Source organism: Klebsiella terrigena (assembly GCF_006539725.1).
GTDB classification, from domain to species: domain Bacteria; phylum Pseudomonadota; class Gammaproteobacteria; order Enterobacterales; family Enterobacteriaceae; genus Klebsiella; species Klebsiella terrigena.
In genome coordinates this window covers 47940-66875 of sequence record NZ_BJNO01000004.1, presented here as the reverse complement: position 1 = coordinate 66875, position 18936 = coordinate 47940, and the positions used below count along the sequence as shown (strand labels likewise).

13 protein-coding genes are annotated in these 18936 nt (G+C 61.9%); 9 read left to right on the top strand and 4 right to left on the bottom strand.

Annotated features, from left to right (window positions below):
* Window positions 1–58 precede the first annotated feature (58 nt).
* Together RTE01_RS06955 and RTE01_RS06950 are read left to right on the top strand one after the other, a co-directional pair.
* Window positions 59–1159: an MBL fold metallo-hydrolase gene (locus tag RTE01_RS06955; protein WP_041144481.1), complete on the top strand. Its 1101-nt coding sequence runs from the start codon at window positions 59–61 to the stop codon at window positions 1157–1159.
* A 32-nt stretch (window positions 1160–1191) separates the two neighbouring features.
* A complete protein-coding gene (locus RTE01_RS06950; protein WP_041144482.1) occupies window positions 1192–1533 on the top strand; it encodes a RamA family antibiotic efflux transcriptional regulator in 342 nt (113 codons plus the stop codon).
* Between the two features lie 36 nt (window positions 1534–1569).
* Here RTE01_RS06950 and RTE01_RS06945 read toward each other — a convergent pair whose 3' ends face one another.
* Window positions 1570–3714 (bottom strand): TonB-dependent siderophore receptor, encoded by a 2145-nt coding sequence (locus RTE01_RS06945; protein ID WP_134525386.1) that lies wholly within the window; start codon window positions 3712–3714, stop codon window positions 1570–1572.
* A gap of 154 nt (window positions 3715–3868) precedes the next feature.
* On the opposite strand from RTE01_RS06945, the gene RTE01_RS06940 reads away from it, so the two are divergent.
* A complete protein-coding gene (locus RTE01_RS06940) occupies window positions 3869–5491 on the top strand; it encodes an alpha/beta hydrolase-fold protein (protein WP_141334858.1) in 1623 nt (540 codons plus the stop codon).
* On the opposite strand, the gene RTE01_RS06935 is transcribed toward RTE01_RS06940, so the two are convergent.
* Window positions 5420–5668 carry a DUF1158 domain-containing protein gene (locus tag RTE01_RS06935; protein WP_041144484.1) on the bottom strand — a complete coding sequence of 83 codons (249 nt, stop codon included), beginning with the start codon at window positions 5666–5668 and terminating at the stop codon, window positions 5420–5422. The two genes, RTE01_RS06940 and RTE01_RS06935, sit on opposite strands and share 72 nt — an antisense overlap.
* A gap of 499 nt (window positions 5669–6167) precedes the next feature.
* On the opposite strand from RTE01_RS06935, the gene RTE01_RS06930 reads away from it, so the two are divergent.
* Genes RTE01_RS06930 through RTE01_RS06920 form a run of 3 tightly spaced genes read left to right on the top strand, consistent with a single transcriptional unit; the run spans window position 6168 to window position 13147 of the window.
* Complete coding sequence (locus RTE01_RS06930; protein WP_170197850.1) at window positions 6168–8891, top strand: cation-transporting P-type ATPase; 2724 nt, start codon at window positions 6168–6170, stop codon at window positions 8889–8891.
* A 58-nt stretch (window positions 8892–8949) separates the two neighbouring features.
* On the top strand, window positions 8950–10029 hold the full coding sequence (locus RTE01_RS06925) for an efflux RND transporter periplasmic adaptor subunit (protein ID WP_134525387.1): 1080 nt from the start codon (window positions 8950–8952) through the stop codon (window positions 10027–10029).
* Window positions 10030–10042: 13 nt separating this feature from the next.
* On the top strand, window positions 10043–13147 hold the full coding sequence (locus RTE01_RS06920; RefSeq protein ID WP_141334856.1) for an efflux RND transporter permease subunit: 3105 nt from the start codon (window positions 10043–10045) through the stop codon (window positions 13145–13147).
* Here RTE01_RS06920 and RTE01_RS06915 read toward each other — a convergent pair.
* Together RTE01_RS06915 and RTE01_RS06910 are read right to left on the bottom strand one after the other, a co-directional pair.
* A complete protein-coding gene (locus RTE01_RS06915; RefSeq protein WP_141334854.1) occupies window positions 13144–13872 on the bottom strand; it encodes a phosphodiester glycosidase family protein in 729 nt (242 codons plus the stop codon). The two genes, RTE01_RS06920 and RTE01_RS06915, sit on opposite strands and share 4 nt — an antisense overlap.
* 49 nt (window positions 13873–13921) lie before the next feature.
* On the bottom strand, window positions 13922–15037 hold the full coding sequence (locus RTE01_RS06910) for a YbdK family carboxylate-amine ligase (protein WP_141334852.1): 1116 nt from the start codon (window positions 15035–15037) through the stop codon (window positions 13922–13924).
* Window positions 15038–15400: 363 nt separating this feature from the next.
* Between RTE01_RS06910 and RTE01_RS06905 the strand changes: the two genes are divergently transcribed.
* From RTE01_RS06905 to RTE01_RS06895, 3 genes are read left to right on the top strand one after another with little or no spacing between them, the layout of a single operon-like run.
* Entirely contained in the window at window positions 15401–17065 is a 1665-nt protein-coding gene (locus RTE01_RS06905; RefSeq protein WP_115193372.1) for an ABC transporter substrate-binding protein, read from the top strand.
* An 18-nt stretch (window positions 17066–17083) separates the two neighbouring features.
* Window positions 17084–18037: an ABC transporter permease gene (locus RTE01_RS06900; RefSeq protein ID WP_041144491.1), complete on the top strand. Its 954-nt coding sequence runs from the start codon at window positions 17084–17086 to the stop codon at window positions 18035–18037.
* A gap of 2 nt (window positions 18038–18039) precedes the next feature.
* The gene (locus tag RTE01_RS06895) at window positions 18040–18933 is read left to right on the top strand and encodes an ABC transporter permease (RefSeq protein ID WP_041144492.1); all 894 of its coding nucleotides are present in this window, start codon (window positions 18040–18042) and stop codon (window positions 18931–18933) included.
* Window positions 18934–18936 lie beyond the last annotated feature (3 nt).

Below are 18936 nucleotides of genomic sequence, written 5' to 3'. Positions count from 1 at the left end.
CTCATAATCAAGTCTTATAGCAAAACCTTTGGGACAGAGGGTTTAGCCTGGTCCGAATATGAACCGTGTCATTGTCAGCGTGGTCGCCATCATGTTATTAGCCTCAGCAACAGCTTTACCGTTTGTGTTAAATGCCGGGTTTGGTAAGGCGCCACAGGGCGCACAGCTTAGCCTCGTTGAACAATCGCCGCACTATCATGACGGCCAGTTTCATAACCAGCTGCCCACGCCGGGCTTTACCGGACAGAAAAACATGCTGGCCGCGTGGTGGGATTTTCTGGTGACTAAACGCGAAAACGCCAGGCCGCAGCAGCCGCTGCCGCTGGTCAATACCGATCTTGCCAGCCTCCCGGCGGGGCAGGACGCGATGGTGTGGCTCGGCCACTCCTCCTGGTTTTTGCAGCTGGCGGGCAAGCGCATCCTGATTGATCCGGTCTTCAGCAACTATGCCGCACCCTTTTCGTTTATCAACAAAGCCTTCCCGGGCGACTACCCGTGGCGCGCGGAGCAGATGCCGGAAATCGATCTGCTGATTATCTCGCACGACCACTACGACCATCTCGATTACGCCACCATCAAAGCGCTGATGCCGAAAGTTAAGCGCGTGGTCACGCCGCTGGGCGTCGGCTCGCACCTGCGCTACTGGGGAATGGACGGGGCGATTATCAGCGAGGCGGACTGGAACGAGTCGGTGAAGGTCAGCGATGAGCTCACCGTGCACGTCCTGCCGGCCCGTCACTTCTCCGGGCGCGGACTCAAGCGCAATCAGACGCTGTGGGCCAGCTTTATGCTGGTGACGCCGCAGCAGAAAATTTACTACAGCGGCGACAGCGGCTACGGCCCGCATTTCAAGGCCATCGGCGAGCGGTTTGGCGGGGTAGATCTGGCGATTATGGAAAACGGCCAGTACGACCAGGACTGGAAATATATTCATATGATGCCGGATGAGACGGCGCAGGCAGCCGACGATCTCGGCGCTCGCGCGGTATTACCGGGACATGCCGGGCGTTTCGTGCTGGCAAAGCACAGCTGGGACGACCCTTATAAACGGCTGGCTGAGGCCAGTGAAAAGCGGGCATGGCGTTTGCTGACGCCGATGCTGGGCGAGCCGGTTTGGGTCGCCGATAAGACACAATCATTTAATGCCTGGTGGCGGTAATCGCCAGTGTGGTTTAAGAGGAGAGAGGACTTATGACTATTTCCGCTCAGGTGATTGAGACTATCGTCGGGTGGATTGATGACAATTTGCATCAGCCGCTGCGTATTGATGATATTGCTCGCCACTCCGGTTACTCAAAATGGCATCTGCAACGACTGTTTTTACAATATAAAGGGGAGAGTCTGGGGCGCTATATTCGTGAGCGCAAGCTGCGGCTGGCGGCGCGCGACCTGCGCGATACCGACCAGCGGGTTTACGATATCTGCCTGAAATATGGCTTTGATTCGCAGCAGACTTTTACCCGCATCTTTACCCGGACGTTTAACCAGCCGCCGGGCGCCTACCGCAAAGAAAACCATCACCGCGCGCATTGAGAAGCATCCGCCGGGGGAGACCGGCGGATGCTTTTCTTACCAGGCGTAGTTGACCGTCGCCGTTACCGTCCGACCAATACCGTAGAAACAGGCGCTATCGCTGGCGCACGATGCGACGTATTTGGTATCGGCGATATTATTGACGTTAAACTGCACCTTCGCCCCCTGCAGGCGCGAGCTAAGCTCGCCTAACTCATAGCTCACCATGGCGTCATACAGATCCACCGCCGGCACCTTGAAGGTATTTTTGGCATCACCGTAGCTGGTGCCGATATAGCGCATGCCGACCCCGGCGGTCAGGCTTTTCAGCGCGCCGCCCGGCAGCGTATAGCTGGTGAACGCCGATGCCATATGCGTCGGGATGCGCGCCGGCGTTTTCCCTTCGGTTCCCGCCACGGTGGTGCTGACGGTTTCGGCGTCGGTCCAGGTGTAGGAGGCAATCAGGTTCAGGTTGTCGAATACCGTGGCGTGCGCCTCGGCCTCAATCCCTTTCGAGCGCACCTTGCCGCTGTTTTCAAACCAGCCCGCCGCGCTGTTGTAGGTGGCGACGTTGCTCTGCGTCAGGTCGTACATCGCGAGGGTCATCAGCGCATTCTGGTTTGGCTGATACTTCAGGCCGACCTCCACCTGCTTGCCCACGCTCGGGTCGAACGGACCCACTCCCGGCGCCCGGTTGGTTTGCAGGTTGGGTTCAAAGGAGGTGCTGTAGCTGATGTACGGAGAGAGGCCGAAATCAAAGGCGTAGAGCAGGCCGGTGCGCCAGGTGAATTTGCTGTCGTTTTTCTGGCTGCGGCTGGCGTCGGTAAAGTCGGTCGTTCGTACCTCCGCCCAGTCGTAGCGCCCGGAAAGCAGCAGCTCCCAGCTCTCCCAGCTCAGCTGATCCTGCAGGTAGACCCCCACCTGGTCGAGATTCTGCTGCTCGTCGCTGGCGGTACTGAAGGTACTTTCGTCGACGTTAACGCCGTACACCGGATGGCGCCAGTCGATATCGTACTGCGAGCCGCCGGCGCGGCCGAGGTACTGTTTATCCTTGCTGGTCTTATAGTCCAGCCCGCCGATGACGGTATGCGCCAGCTGGCCGCTGGTAAACTGCGCCTCAAGCTGGTTATCAATGCCGAACTCATCGGTCTGGCGCTCCTCGCGCTGGGCGCGGCGCGACAGTACCGAACTGTTGGCGTCGCTGGTGCTGTACACCAGATAGCGGTATTTCTGCTTGATGGTGGCGTAGCGGGCGTTCTGGCGCAGCGTAAAGGTGTCGTTGAGCTGATGCTCAAACTCATAGCCGATCGCCGTTTGTTCGCGCCACGACTGGTCATAGTTAGGGTCGCTGACGTTAAAATCGCGCGGAATATAGCTCCCGTCGACGCTGCTGACGGTGCCGTAGCGCGGGAGGAAGTTGCGGTAGCCGGCATCGGGATCTTTTTGATAGCTGGTGAGCAGCGTGAAGCGGGTGGCCTGGTTGGGATACCAGGTCAGCGCTGGCGCAATCGCCATCCGCGTCTCTTTATAGTCGTCAACCTGGTTATTCTGCGTGCGGGCGATACCGTTCAGGCGATACAGCAGGCTGCCGTCATCGCTCAGCGGGCCGCCAAAATCGAAGGCGCCTTCGGCGAGATGGTTGTTGCCGGTGCGGAACTGCACTGCGTGAACCGGCTGGGCGGTGGGGCGTTTGCTGGTCATGCTGATAAGCCCGCCGGGATTGACCTGACCAAACAGCACCGAGGCCGGGCCGCGCACCAGCTCCACGCGCTCCAGCAGCCACGGGTCAACGGTGCCGGTTTGCGAGGAGGCGGTGGCGCCGTAGCTCAGGCCATCGAGATACTTTGGCACATAGCTGAAGCCGCGCACGAAGACCTCGTCGTTGCGGTTGGACGACCCGCGATACTCGGTAAAGACGCCGGCGCTGTAGCGCAGCGCCTGGGATACCGAGGTGACGTCGAGGGCCTGCATCTGATCGCGGGTGACCACCGAGACCGACTGCGGCGTTTTGATAAGCTCGGCGGCGGTTTTGGTGGCCGAGAGCGTTTTTGTCGCCACGATCCCCTGAAGCGGCGCGGTGGGATCTTCGCTGCTCCCTGCGGTGACCACCAGCGTCTCCTCCGCCGCCTGCACCTGCCCCGCGCATGAAGCCAGCGCCATACCTGTGACCCAGAGTTTTGTTATCTTATTATTGTTAAACATATTTTTAGCTACATCCTTGGTTTTAATTGCCATAGAAACCCGTTTTTCCGCTAAGGGAAAATGTAACGGTCATCACCAACTGCTCAGATGTTATTGCAAATCATTACCATTTGCATTAGCGTTGGTAACAAATTCTTACAGGGATAATCGGGCAATGAAGATGGCATGGAGTGGTCTGCTGGTGGGGATGAGCGCGCTACCGGCGGCGGCAATGAACTGCGAGTCTCCCTCGCTGCAGGGAGAGCTGCAGGGAAAATTCGATGCCAGCGGTGAGGTCTGTTTTGACCTGCCGACGTTGGGGGAAAACTACGTCACCGCGACCCTCTCCGGCGTAACGGATGCCCGCCTGCTGGATGAGCACAACCGCCGCCTGCGCACGCTGCTGGCGGGCGGACCGGCGGACGGCGAGCAGACGGTGCTGTTTTCTCTGCCGGTCAACCGCCCCTCGGCGCTGGTGCTGCACGGCGAAGAGGGGGCCCGCTGGCGCTTTCAGTGGCGGATGAAGGAGACGACCGCGCTGGCAAAAAACCAGCCTCTGGACCCCGTTAGCCCGCGTCTGCAGCGTCTGATGCAGGAGCTGGCGGCGGGGGGCTCAACGGCGGGCTTCTGGCAGGAGCGCGAGCAGGAGGGAACGCCGATGGTTGAGGCGCTGGACGCCGACCATAAGCGCGTCACTTTTCTGTGGCGCGGGGCGAGCCGCAACGTGTTTCTGCTGGGATCGCCGGCGGGCGATCACGATCCGCTGTTTCGTCTCGGCAGCTCCGACGTGTGGTTTCGCAGCTACGTGGTCCCGGCGGATACGCTGATGCAGTACAAGCTGGCGCCGGACGTGCCGGTAATTGACGGCAGCACGCGCGACCAGCGGCGGGCAATTCTGGTCAGCGCCCAGGCCGATCCGCTGAATCCGCACAGCGTTAACGCCGCCCGCGATCGCTGGAACCGCTATTCGCTGCTGGCTCTCAACCCGGCGCGTTTCTGCACCCCGCAGCGGATGGCGCAGCCGCTGCGCTACGGCATCTTGACCCGCCATCAGCTCTACAGCGACTTTTTGCACAACAGCCGGGAGGTGACTCTCTATCGCCCGCGCCTGCCGCAGCCGGCGCGCTGGACCCTGATGCTGTTCGATGGCAAAACTTACCAGGATGAATATCACTTCGCCAACGTCCTCGATAGCCTGATCGCCAGCCACGCGCTGCCGCCGATTAACGTGGTGTTTATCGACAGCCTCGACCACCCGCGGCGGGCCAAAGAGCTGCCGCCCAATCCCTTCTTCGCCGACTTTATGGCCCACGAACTGCTGCCCTGGCTGCGCCAGCAGGGGCTGAACCCGACGCGACAAAAAACCGTGGTCGCCGGTTCGAGCTACGGCGGCCTGGCCGCTTCATGGGTGGCGCTACGCTATCCGCGCCAGTTTGCCAACGTGCTCAGCCTGTCGGGGTCGTACTGGTGGGCGCCGAAGGGGGAGGAGGCGAGCTGGCTGACGCGGCAGTACCAGCAGTCGCCGCGCTATCCGGTGCGCTTCTGGCTGCAGGCGGGCAAGTTTGAGACCTCGGGGCCGGACGGCGGGATTTATGCCAATACGCTGGAGTTCGAGCAGGTGCTGCGCGACAAAGGCTATCGCGTCAGCTTCCACCCCTCCTCCAGCGGCCACGACTATGCCGCGTGGTGCGAAGCGCTGGTGGCGGGGATGCGCGATTTCACCGGACTAACGCTCAAGGGAAAACCAGCGGCGCCAGACCCAGCGCAACACCAGGTATTCAATCGCGCCCAGCGCTAAAAACCACAGGCAAAACAACAGGGTGTAGAACTGGTTGAGATCGAGCAGGTGAAAGGTCGCAACCAGCTTCTGCGCCAGCGTGAGCCCAAGGGAGGGGGCCGGCAGCAGCAGGCAGGAGAGCAGAGCCAGCAGCAGGATACCGGCGGCAGAGATCAGCGTTTCAAGCGGATGTTTCATTACTTGTTAATCGTCAGTTAAAAAACATATTGTCGGGTAAAATATTCTTTAACGCAATATTATTTCATCGGCTATTATTTACCCTTCGCTGTATTATATCTGATGCCTCATTTTTAATTTTCCTGTTAATTTAAATCGAGACTTTTGTGATTAATTTAATAACGCTTTAATGTAAATTAAAGTCATTATTAGAGCATCGCCTTTACAAAACTATAGGTGCTGTAGCCCACCAGCGTGGCAATCAGGATAGCCAGCACAACGTACAGCGCCAGGCGGCGTCCGCGATAGATTTTAGTCATAATGGCCCTCGTTTAATATAGGTTTATTAATCTTCTGTAATAGTTGGTCTGAGAAACAACTTAACACATATTTTGAATTTTGCGAGAGATTAAAAAATTGCCACTGGATAATCTCGCGCATCCCGTGAAATTATAATCGTTCATTGGCCAGAAATGATTTCAGGCTTTCCGACTCACGGAATTTATAAGGAAAATTTAATTTGACCAAAATGATAAATCCCCGCAACGCGCCCCCTTCAGGGGAGGCCGCATCCCGTCAGGCTTATCAGCAGACCGTGGCTGAAGTTCTGGCACAGAAAGAGAGTCATGCCGAGGGCCTGACTTCCGCCCAGGCCGCAGAGCGCCTGAAAACCTGGGGCCCTAACGCGCTGCCGGAAAAGAAAGGCAAGCCGGGCTGGCTGCGCTTTCTCGCGCATTTTAACGACGTCCTGATTTTTGTCCTGCTGGCCGCCGCCGCGCTCACCGCGATCATGGGCCACTGGGTGGATACGCTGGTTATTCTTGGCGTCACCGTGATCAACGCCCTGATTGGCCACGTGCAGGAGAGCAATGCCGAAAAATCCCTGCAGGGCATTCGCAACATGCTCTCCAGCGATGCGCGGGTGCAGCGCAACGGCAGGCATGAAACCGTGGCGACCCGCGAGCTGGTGCCGGGGGATATCGTCATTCTGCGTGCCGGCGACCGCGTCCCGGCGGATATGCGCCTGATTGAAACCCACAGCCTGCGGGTGGAGGAGGCGATCCTGACCGGCGAGTCGACGGTGGTGGATAAGACCACCGACGCGCTGCAGGGCGAACTGCCGCTGGGCGACCGCACCAATATGCTGTTCTCCGGCACCACCATCAGCGCCGGTGCCGGCGTGGGCGTGGTGACCGCCACCGGCCAGCAGACCGAGCTCGGCCATATCAACCAGATGATGGCGGGGATTGAGAAGCACCGCACGCCGCTGCTGGTACAGATGGACAAGCTCGGAAAGGCGATTTTCGTCATCATCTTCGCGATGATGGCCGCGCTGTTCATCTTTAGCCTGGCGCTGCGCGACATCCCGCTTGGCGAACTGCTGCTGTCGCTGATTAGCCTCGCGGTGGCGGCGGTACCGGAAGGTTTACCGGCCATCATCTCGATTATTTTATCCCTCGGCGTGCAGGCGATGGCGCGGCAGCGGGCGATTATCCGCAAGCTGCCGACCGTCGAAACCCTCGGGGCGATGACCGTCGTGTGCTCGGATAAAACCGGCACCCTGACGATGAACGAAATGACCGTCAAAGCGATCGTGACCGCCGACTGCTGCTACCGCGTCGAAGGCGACAGCTACGAGCCGCGGGGCGATATCTGCCTCGAAGGCAGCGACGAGCCGGTGCAGATTAAGCCGGGCAGCGTGCTGGAAACCTGGCTGCGGACCATCGACCTGTGCAACGACAGCCAGATTATCCAGGACGAGCGCGGGCTGTGGGGCATTACCGGCGGACCGACCGAAGGCGCGCTGAAGGTGCTGGCGGCGAAAGCGCAGCTGGCGCCGGTTGAAACGCGCCTGATAGCCAAAATTCCGTTCGACTCGCAGTACAAATATATGGCCACCCTGCAGCAGATTGGCGACGAAGAGCGGGTGCTGATTACCGGCGCGCCGGACGTTATCTTCGCCATGTGCCGCCAGCAGATGAGCAAGCAGGGCGCGGTGCCGTTCGAGCTGCAGTACTGGGAAGATGAGATGGCGCGCTTCGCCCGCCAGGGCCTGCGCATGGTTGCCGCCGCTGGCAAACCGGCGACCGCCGGCAGCACGACGCTGACCCACGATGACCTGAGCGAAGGCCTGGTGTTCCTCGGCATCGCCGGGATGATGGACCCGCCGCGTCCGGAGGCCATCGAGGCCATCCACGCCTGCCAGAACGCGGGGATCCGCGTGAAGATGATCACCGGCGATCACCCGCAGACGGCGATGAGCATTGGCCAGATGCTGGGGATCACCAACAGCAGCCAGGCGATGACCGGCTACCGTCTGGAGCACATGGATGACGCCGAGCTGGCACAAGCCGCCGTCGAGTACGATATTTTCGCCCGTACCAGCCCGGAGCATAAGCTGCGGCTGGTGAAAGCCCTCCAGGATAGCGGCGAAGTGGTCGGGATGACCGGCGACGGCGTCAACGACGCGCCGGCGCTGCGTCAGGCCGACGTTGGCATCGCCATGGGGATCAAAGGGACGGAGGTCACCAAAGAAGCCGCCGATATGGTGCTGACCGACGACAACTTTGCCACCATCGCCAGCTCGGTCAAAGAGGGGCGTCGGGTCTACGACAACCTGAAGAAGACCATCCTGTTTATCATGCCCACCAACCTGGCGCAGGGGCTGCTGATTATCATCGCCCTGCTGGCGGGGAACATTATTCCGCTGACGCCGGTGCTGATTCTGTGGATGAACATGGCGACCTCCGCCACGCTCTCCTTCGGCCTCGCCTTTGAAGTCGCCGAGCGCAACGCCATGAACCGTCCGCCGCGTAAAACCGGTCAGCACGTGATGGACGCCTTTGCCGTCTGGCGGGTGGCGTTCGTCGGCACGATGATCGCCGTCGCCGCCTTTATCCTTGAGGCCTGGCTGGCGCCGCGCGGCCACAGCCCGGAGTTTATCCGCACCGTGCTGCTGCAGATGCTGGTGACCGCCCAGTGGGTCTATATGATTAACTGCCGCAGCAGCGACAGCTTCTCCCTCAACATGGGCCTGCTGCGGAATAAAGGTATCTGGCTGGTGAGCGGCGTGCTGCTGCTGATGCAGCTGGTCATTATCTACGTCCCGCTGATGCAGACGATGTTCGGTACCGAAGGGCTGCCGCTGCGCTACTGGTTTGTCACTCTTGCCATCGGCATGGTGATGTTCCTGGTGGTGGAGGTTGAGAAGCGCCTGACCCGCCGTTGGCGTAAAACCGCCTGAACCTTCGAGCCCCTCCCCTCCGGGAGGGGCGCGATAACGTCAGCAAGGAATTCCCCCTATGAAAAAAATGTTCCGCTGCGCCTTCCTGGCCTGCGGCCTGGTCGGCTACGCCCTCAGCGCCGCCGCGACACCGGCAATTCCGGTTCGCGTGGCGACCGTCGAGCGCGCCGCCCACGTCGATGAGCGGCAGATCCCCGGACGCGTCGAGGCGATTCACGCGGTCGAGATCCGCGCCCGTACCGAAGGCGCCATCGTCGAGCGCCACTTCGCAGACGGCCAGTACGTCAGGCAGGGCGACCGCCTCTTTACCCTCGATGACGCTCAGCCCCGCGCCGCGCTGGCGCTGGCCCAGGCCGAGCTGAAAAGCGCCCGGGCTTCGCTGCGCCAGGCCGAACAGCTGCTGAGCCGCTACCAGCGTCTGAAAAACAACCACTCGATTAGCCGTAACGATGTCGATAACGCGCAGATGCAGCGCGACGTCGCCGCCGCCGCGGTGGAGCAGGCGCAGGCGCGCGTTGCCGCGCAGCAGATTACGCTCGGCTACACCCGCATTGATTCGCCGGTGACCGGGCGCGTGGGCCACAGCCTGTTTCACGTCGGCAGCCTGGTGAATCCGGCCAGCGGCACGCTGGTGGATATCGTGCAGCTCGACCCGATCCGCGTCTCTTTTGCCTTAGATGAAAACGCTTTTTACAGTAAGGCGGGGCAGCATGACGATATCGGCGCGCTGAAGCAGGCGTGGCAGGCGTTGATTGCCCCCGGCGGCGTGCGCGAAGAGGGGGTGCTGACCTCGGTGGATAACCGCATCGACAGCCGCACCGCCAGCGTGGTGATGCGCGCCGAGTTTGCCAATCCGCAGCATCGCCTGCTGCCGGGCGGCAGCGTGACGGTGATTTTGCGCCCACGCCAGCAGCAGGAAAGCCTGACCATCCCGCTGGCGGCGGTGCAGCAGGACGCGCAGGGCTTCTACAGCTGGGTGCTGACGGAAAATAACACCGCCGCGCTGCGTCGGCTGACGCTTGGCGAGCAGCAGGGACAGCGCTACGCGGTCGCGCAGGGGCTGGACGTTGGCGAGCGCGTGGTGACGGAAGGCGTACAGCGCCTGCGTGACGGCGCCGCCGTTGTGCTACTGAAATAAGAAAGGAGAAGGGATGCTGACGTTTTTTATCCGTCGCCCGCGCTTTGCGATGGTGATTGCGCTGCTGATAACCTTTGCCGGCGCGGTGGCGCTGAAGCTGATTCCGGTTGAGCAGTATCCACAGATTACGCCGCCGGTGGTGAGCGTCAGCGCCAGCTGGCCGGGCGCCAGCGCGGCAGACGTGGCCGAGGCCATCGCCGCGCCGCTGGAAACCCAGCTCAACGGCGTTGACCATATGCTCTATATGGAGTCCACCAGCTCCGACGAGGGGACCTACAGCCTGAGTCTGACCTTCGCGGCCGGTACCGACGCCGACCTGGCGGCGATCGACGTGCAAAACCGCGTCTCGCAGGCGGTGGCGCAGCTGCCCGCTGAGGTGCAGCAGAACGGGGTACAGGTGCGCAAGCGGGCGACCAATCTGCTGATGGGGATCAGCCTCTATTCGCCGACGGAAACGCTCTCGCCGCTGTTTGTCAGCAACTATGCCAGTACCCAGGTGCGCGAAGCGCTGGCCCGGCTGCCGGGCGTCGGCGAGGTGCAGATGTTCGGCGCCCGCGACTACAGCATGCGCGTCTGGCTGCGTCCGGATCGCATGAATGCGCTGAACGTCACCAGCGAAGATATCGCCCAGGCGCTGCGCGAGCAGAACGTGCAGGGCGCCGCCGGGCAGGTGGGGACGCCGCCGGTCTTTAACGGCCAGCAGCAAACGCTGACCATCAACGGTATTGGGCGCCTGAGCGATGCGGCAAGCTTCGGCCAGATAGCGATCCGCAGCGGCGAGCAGGGGCAGCTGGTGCGCCTGGCCGAGGTGGCAACCATCGAGCTCGGCGCCCGCAGCTACAGCTCCGGCGCGCAGCTCAACGGCCGCGACTCGGCCTATCTGGGGGTTTATCCGACGCCGACCGCCAACGCGCTGCAGGTAGCCAGCGCGGTGCGCGCCGAGCTCACGCGGCTACACGCGCGTTTCCCGCCGGATCTCACCTGGGAGGTGAAGTTCGACACCACGCGTTTTGTGTCGGCGACAATCAAAGAGATTGGCGTTTCGCTGGTGCTCACCCTGCTGGCGGTAGTCGCAGTGGTTTCGCTGTTCCTGCAAAGCTGGCGGGCGACGCTGATCGTCGCGCTGGCGATCCCGGTCTCGCTGATCGGCACCTTTGCGGTGCTCTATCTGCTGGGCTACAGCGCCAATACCCTCAGCCTGTTTGCGGCGATCCTCGCCCTGACGATGGTGGTGGACGACGCCATTGTGGTGGTGGAGAGCGTCGAGAGCCAGATGGCGGAAGGCCTGAGCCGCCTTGAGGCCACCGCCCAGGCGCTGCGCCAAATCGCCGGGCCGGTTATCGCCACCACCCTGGTGCTGCTGGCGGTGTTCGTGCCGGTGGCGCTGCTGCCGGGCATCGTCGGCGAGCTTTATCGCCAGTTTGCGGTCACCCTCTCCACGGCGGTCACGCTGTCGAGCGTGGTGGCGCTGACGCTGACGCCGGCCCTCTGCGCGCTGCTGCTGCGCCCGCGACCGGCGCAGCCTGCGGCCGTCTGGCGGCTGTTCAATCGCGGCCTTGATGGCCTGCGCGACGGCTACGGGGCGATCGTCGCCCGCATGAACCGCCGTCCGTGGCTGGCGCTGGCGGCGGTCGCGCTGGCCGCCGGGGCGGTGGCGTTCAGCTTCAGCAGCATGCCGAAGGGCTTTCTGCCCGAGGAAGATCAGGGCTACTTTTTCGCCAGCGTCCAGCTGCCGGAGGCGGCTTCGCTGGAGCGCACCGAGGCGGTAATGTCCCAGGCGCGCGAGCTGCTGCTGGCCAATCCGGCGGTGGAGGACGTCATTCAGGTGTCGGGCTTCAATATTCTGAACGGCACCAGCGCCTCAAACGGCGGGTTTATCTCGGTGATGCTGAAAGACTGGCACCGGCGGCCGCCGCTGGAGCAGGTGATGAGCAAGCTGCAGGGGCAGCTGCTGGCCCTGCCGGAGGCGACGATTATGGCCTTTGCGCCGCCGACCCTGCCGGGGTTGGGCAATGCCTCGGGCTTTAACCTGCGCATTCTGGCCCAGGCCGGGCAGTCGTCGGCGGAGCTGGAGCGCGAGGCGCTGCAGGTGCTGCAAATCGCCAACCAGCATCCGCAGCTGAGCCGGGTCTTTACCACCTGGAGCAGCAGCGTGCCGCAGCTGACGCTTACCGTTGACCGCGATCGCGCCGCCCGCCTGGATGTCCCGGTTTCGCGGATCTTCAGCAGCCTGCAGACGGCATTTGGCGGCACCCGCGCCGGGGACTTTAGCATCAATAATCGGGTCTACCACGTAGTGATACAAAACGAGATGCAGTGGCGCGAGCGGGCGGAGCAGATAAGCGAGCTCTACGTGCGCAGCAACCACGGCGAGCGGGTGCGGCTGAGCAATCTGGTCACCGTTACCCCGGCGGTGGGGGCGCCGTTTATCCAGCAGTACAATCAGTCCCCGTCGGTTTCGATAAGCGGATCGGCGGCTGAGGGCGTCAGCAGCCGGGCGGCGATGGCCGCAATGGCGGAGATTCTGCAGGCCCATCTGCCGCAGGGTTACGACTACGCCTGGAGCGGGATCTCGTGGCAGGAGCAGCAGACCGGCAACCAGGCTATCTGGATCGTGCTGGCGGCGGTGGCGATGGCGTGGCTGTTCCTCGTCGCGCAGTATGAAAGCTGGACGCTGCCGGCGAGCGTGATGCTGTCGGTGCTGTTCGCCATCGGCGGGGCGCTGCTGTGGCTGTGGGCAGCCGGCTACGCCAACGACGTGTACGTGCAGATTGGCCTGGTGCTGCTCATCGCGCTGGCGGCGAAGAACGCGATTCTGATCGTCGAGTTTGCCCGCGCGAAGCGCGAAGAGGGGATGTCGATAGCCGATGCCGCCCGGGAAGGGGCCACCCGCCGCTTCCGCGCGGTGCTGATGACCGCGGTCTCGTTTATTATCGGGATCGTGCCGATGATGTTCGCCACCGGCGCCGGGGCGCAGAGTCGGCGGATTATCGGCACCACCGTGTTCAGCGGCATGCTGGTGGCGACGGTAATCGGCATTCTGTTTATCCCCACGCTGTTCGTTCTCTTTCAGCGCCTGCGCGAGTGGGGGCACCGGCGGATGTCGGCCCGGCGCTAGCGGGCTTCCACCGTAATCATGCTGACGAACGGATGGTACTGCCAGGGCACGCCGCCGCCCTGCTGGTACATTTTCGAAATGGTGCCGTCGAGGTAGAGCATCTGCCGGACGTTGAGCTTTGACTGCGCGTAGCAGGCGAAATCGTAGAAGTTGGTTTCGCGCTCGCTGAGCATGAATATCACCTGACCCTGGCGGGTGAGGCCGACGCCGTTGCGCAGCTTGCGCGATCCGGCGGACGGCTTCAGCCGCCAGTTTATCCTGCCGTTTTCAATCAGCATCGGGCCGGACTGCACGGCGTAATCGATGGCCGGCGACGGCCGGTATTTATCGATGCTGACGATCCCCGCCTGCTGGCCTTTAACAAAAAAGACCCCGCCGGGACGAATGAAAAAGTTGCCGCCGCCGGAGGCGCGGTTGAGCGCAACCCTCTGTTTGCCCTTTTCGATATAGAGCCCCAGCGGCGCATAGGCCTTATCGTAAATCCCGCCGTTCATCGCCATCCGCACCCGGCCGTCGCGGTTGATATCCGCCAGCAGCGATCGCAGGGAGCTCCAGGCGCTGCCGTCGCCGTTTTTCCAGTACATGGCGATCCGCTCCTGCTGCGGATTGACGGCGTAGCTTTGCAGCGTCAGCGACGGGTCGGTGAGGGCGCATTTTGCGGCGGCAAAGGCCGAAAACGGCAACAGCATAAGCGCGACGAGTCGCGGCGAGAGGCGCGGGGGCATGGGTATTCCTTGAGGCGGCAAAGGCGGGCAGTATACCTTTTTGCCGCCGCTACGCCGCCCAGATCTCGCAGTGCTTTTGCACCAGGCCGATCAGCGAGCCGCCGTTGGCGACAAATTCGCGCATCCGCTGGGCCTCGCTGCGATCCTGCTGCGCCTGGCGCACGATGGCGTCAAGGGCGCTGGTGGCGTTGAGCCTGTGGGCGAAGGGCTCCAGGCGCTCCGCCAGGCGTAAAATCTCTTCCCGAATGCTGCGCTGCTCGCCGGAGTGGACGTCGGTGACGATCCCCTCAAGGCCGTAGCGGCAGGCCTGGTAGCGGTTGAAGGGATAGAGCAGATAGTCCTCGGCCTGCGGCTTAAACGGCCTTTCCGCCAGCAGCCAGCAGGCAATTATCTGAATATAGCCGGCGATATTCACCGCCTGCGCCACGGTCAGCGGGGTATCCATCACCCGCACCTCCACGGTGCCGAAGCGCGGGCTGGGGCGGATGTCCCAGTGCAGGTCCTTCATGCTGTCGATCATGCTGGTATAGCTGAGGCGCCGGAACAGCCCGTTAAACGCCTGCCAGCTGGTAACCCACGGCATCGGACCGTTGTCGGGGTAGGCGGAAAAGAGGTTCAGGCGGGCGGTGGCGAAGCCGCTGTCGGCCCCGTCGAGCCAGGGCGATGCCGCGTTAAGGGCAATGAAATGCGGCACGAAGCGCGACAGCCCGTGGACAAGGTAAATCGCATCGTCGCCGTTTTGGCAGCCAACGTGGACGTGCTGGCCGAACACCGTTGACTGCTGGGCGAGGTAGCCAAAGTGCTCGACGGTTTTCAGGTAGCGCGGATTGCTGCTGATCTGCTGGCGCTGCCAGGCCTGGAACGGATGGGTGCCGCCGCCGCAGATTTGCAGATGCTGCTGCGCGCCGGCGCGCAGTATCTCCTGCCGAATAGTCGTCAGCTGCGCCATCGCCTGGTGGATGTCGCGGCAAATCCCGGTCGCCACCTCCAGCATGCTTTCGGTGATGTCGTGCTTCACCTCCCCGGCGGGAATGGCGTCCTCCACGGCGGCAATCAGCGCCGAGGAGTCCTGGCTCAGATCGTATCCCGGCGGGTTGACCACCTGCAGCTCCAGCTCGATACCGAGCGTAAAAGGCGCCGAAACGTGAAAATCAGGTAATGACATGGCGATTCCTTGCGTACGGATATGCAGGAAGTATAGGTAAAATTTCTCCGGCTTAGCGTCGGCCCTCGTCAGGCGATCGGCGCGAGCCCTTATAAATAAAGCAGAATTATGAATTTATTTTATATTAAGTTGCGCTGCGTTATTATTACCTGCCGCGACAAAATAGGCTGGTGCAGTTCTGCAACATATTTCACAACGGCGGTGCGCAAGCATAAGCTGTTATTATTTTATCAATACATATCATGTAGATAGTATAATTTATTCTTATTTTATAAGCACTTTCACACTTATTTTCCTTGCTTTCATAAGTGGTATGCATCTTGCCTGTTAAATAACGACTTTTTATTTAACAGGGACAATGTGATGCTCAAAAATACCTTACCTTTGCGTAAACGCCGCCCCCTCGTCGCCGCGGCCGGCGCGCTGGCGCTGCTGACCTCCCTGCAGGCGAGCGCCTCAACGCTGCGGATAGCGATGACCGCCGCCGATATCCCGTTAACCCTCGGCCAGCCTGACCAGGGCTATGAAGGCAACCGCTTTACCGGCATCCCGCTGTATGACGCGCTGGTGGAGTGGGACCTCTCGCAGGGGGAGAAACCGAGCGGGCTGGTGCCGGGCCTGGCGACGGAGTGGCACGTCGATCCGCAAAATCAGACCCGCTGGATCTTTACCCTGCGCCCCGGGGTGAAGTTTCATGACGGCACCGAGGTTAACGCCGACGCCATCGTCTGGAACGTCGATAAGGTCCTGAACAAAACGGCCCCGCAGTATGCGCCAGGGCAGATCGGCAATACGCTGTCCCGCATGCCGACGCTAACCGGGGCCGAAAAAATTGACGATCGCACCGTGGCGCTCACCACTTCCGAAGCCGATGCCCTGCTGCCGTACAATATTACCAACCTGTTTATCGTCTCGCCGACGGCATGGCAGAAGCTGTATGCCGCGGTGCCGGCCAGCGCCGGCGATACCGCCGCGCGCAGCAAGCTGGCGTGGACGGAGTTCGCCGCCCACGCGGTGGGCAGCGGCCCGTTCAAAATGGAAAAACTGGTTCCCCGCCAGCAGCTGATCCTCGATAAAAACCCGGACTACTGGAATAAAGATCGCATCCCGCGGGTCGATAAGGTGGTGCTGATCCCGCTCCCGGAGGCCAACGCCCGCACCGCGGCGCTGCTGTCGAAGCAGGTGGACTGGATTGAGGCCCCGGCCCCGGACGCGGTGGATCAAATTAAATCCCAGGGCTTTAAAATCTACGCCAACACCCAGCCGCACCTGTGGCCGTGGCAGTTCTCATTCGAAAAGGGCTCGCCGTGGCAGGATATTCGCGTGCGCAAGGCGGCCAACCTGTGTCTTAACCGCGCGGAGCTGAAGAGCTACCTCGGCGGCTATATGACCGAAGCGACCGGCGTCTACGAGGCCGATAGCCCGTGGCACGGCAAGCCCACTTTCCAGATCAAATATGACCCGGAAACCGCCCGTAAGCTGATGACCGAAGCCGGCTACAGCGCCGGTAAACCGCTGCACGTCACCGTCGCCACCTCGGCCTCCGGCTCCGGACAGATGCAGCCGCTGCCGATGAATGAGTACATTCAGCAGAGCCTGAAAAGCTGCTTCTTTAACGTCGACATCAAGGTGACCGAATGGAACACCCTGTTCACCAACTGGCGCCTCGGGGCAAAAGACCCTTCGGCAAAAGGCATTGATGCCATCAACGTCAGCGCGGCGGTTAACGACCCTTACTTCGGCATGATCCGCTTCTCGACCGCCAAAGCGTTCCCGCCGGTGGCGACCAACTGGGGCTACTTCTCTACCCCGGAGACCGAAAAGCTGGCGACCGCGGTGAAGCACGCCTTTACCCCCGATGAGATGAATAAGGCGGCCGGCGAGCTGCACGCCGCGCTGGTGGACCAGGTGCCGTTCCTGTTCGTCGCGCACGACGTGGGGCCACGGGCCATTTCGCCGGCGGTGAGCGGCGTGGTGCAGCCGCAGAGCTGGTTTATCGATCTCAGCCTGGTAAGTAAGAAAGAGTAATCGTGACGGGAGCCAAAGATGATCAATACGCTGCTGTACCGCGTTCTGCTGGCCGTGCCGACCATGCTCGGCGTGGCGATAATCTGTTTTATGCTGGTGCAGATCGCGCCGGGGGACCCGCTGGTGTCGGTGATGCCGCCGGACGCCTCGGAGGCGCTGCGCCAGACGCTGATGCAGGCCTACGGTTTTGATAAACCGCTGCCGCTGCAGTTCGTTCACTGGCTGTGGCGAGCGCTGCACGGCGACCTGGGGATGTCGGTCGCTACCGGCCGCCCGGTGATCGGCGAAGTGATGACCGCCGTCAGCTACTCTCTGCGCCTGGCGCTGCTGGCGACGATTATCGGCTTCGTGCTCGGCAGCCTGTTCGGCTTTGTCGCCGGCTATTTTCGCAACAGCATTATCGATCGCCTGGCATCGGTGCTGTCGGTGTTTGGCGTCAGCGTGCCGCACTACTGGCTGGGAATGCTGCTGGTGATCGCCTTTAGCGTCAAGCTGGCGGTCCTGCCCGCCACCGGCGGCGGGCCGATCGGCGAAATTGGCTGGCAGTGGGACTGGCAGCATCTGCAGTTTATGCTGCTGCCGGCGATAACCCTGTCGGTTATCCCGACCGGGATCATCGCCCGCACCGTGCGCTCGCAGGTGGCCGATATTCTCAGCCAGGAGTTTATCGTCGGGCTGCGTGCCCGTGGCCTTGGCGAATCGCGCATTTTCCTCCACGTGGTAAAAAATGCCGCCCCCACCGCGCTGGCGGTGATGGGGCTGCAGGTGGGCTATCTGATGGGCGGCTCGATTCTGGTGGAAACGGTGTTCTCGTGGCCCGGCACCGGCCTGTTGCTCAACACCGCTATCTTCCAGCGCGATCTGCCGCTGCTGCAGGGCACCATCTGGGTGCTGGCGCTGTTCTTCGTGCTGCTCAATCTGCTGGTGGATATGCTGCAAACCGCCCTCGACCCGCGCATTAAGAGGAGCTAACCATGGTGGATACCTTGACGACAAAAGCGCGACCCGCATCCGTGGCCATCCCCGCCCGCCAGGGCTACTGGCACGGCGTATTCCGCCGCCTGCTGCGCGATCCCGGCGGCGTGGCGGTCGGGTCAATCATCCTGCTGCTGCTCATTCTGGCACTGTTTGGCCCGTGGCTGATCGCAAAAGACCCTTACCAGACGTCGATGTTTCTGCGCCTGAAGCCGATTGGCACCGACGGCTTCCCGCTGGGCTCCGACGAGCTGGGCCGGGATATGCTGTCGCGGCTGATCCTCGGCACCCGGCTGTCGCTGTTTATGGGGATTGTCCCGGTGGTCTTCGCCTTTTTCATCGGCGGCGCTATCGGCATCGTTGCCGGCTACGCGGGCGGCAAAACTAACACCATCATCATGCGCACCGTCGACGTGTTCTACGCCTTTCCCTCGGTGCTGCTGGCGATCGCGCTCTCCGGCGCGCTGGGCGCCGGCATCGGCAATGCGCTGCTGTCATTAACGCTGGTATTTGTCCCGCAGGTGGCGCGCATCGCCGAAAGCGTCACCGCCCAGGTGCGGCACATGGACTATATCGACGCCGCCCGGGCAACCGGGGCCAGCGCGCTGACCATTATCCGCGTTCAGGTATTGGGCAACGTGCTGGGGCCGATCTTCGTCTTCTCAACCGGTTTGATTTCGGTCTGCATGATCCTCGCCTCCGGGCTCTCGTTTCTTGGCCTCGGCGTGCGTCCGCCCGAGCCGGAGTGGGGATTGATGCTCAACACGCTGCGCACGGCGATTTACACCCAGCCGTGGGTGGCGGCCCTGCCGGGATTGATGATTTTTATCACCTCCATTTCGTTCAATATCCTCGCCGACCGCCTGCGCGCGGCGATGGCGATCAAGGAGTAAACG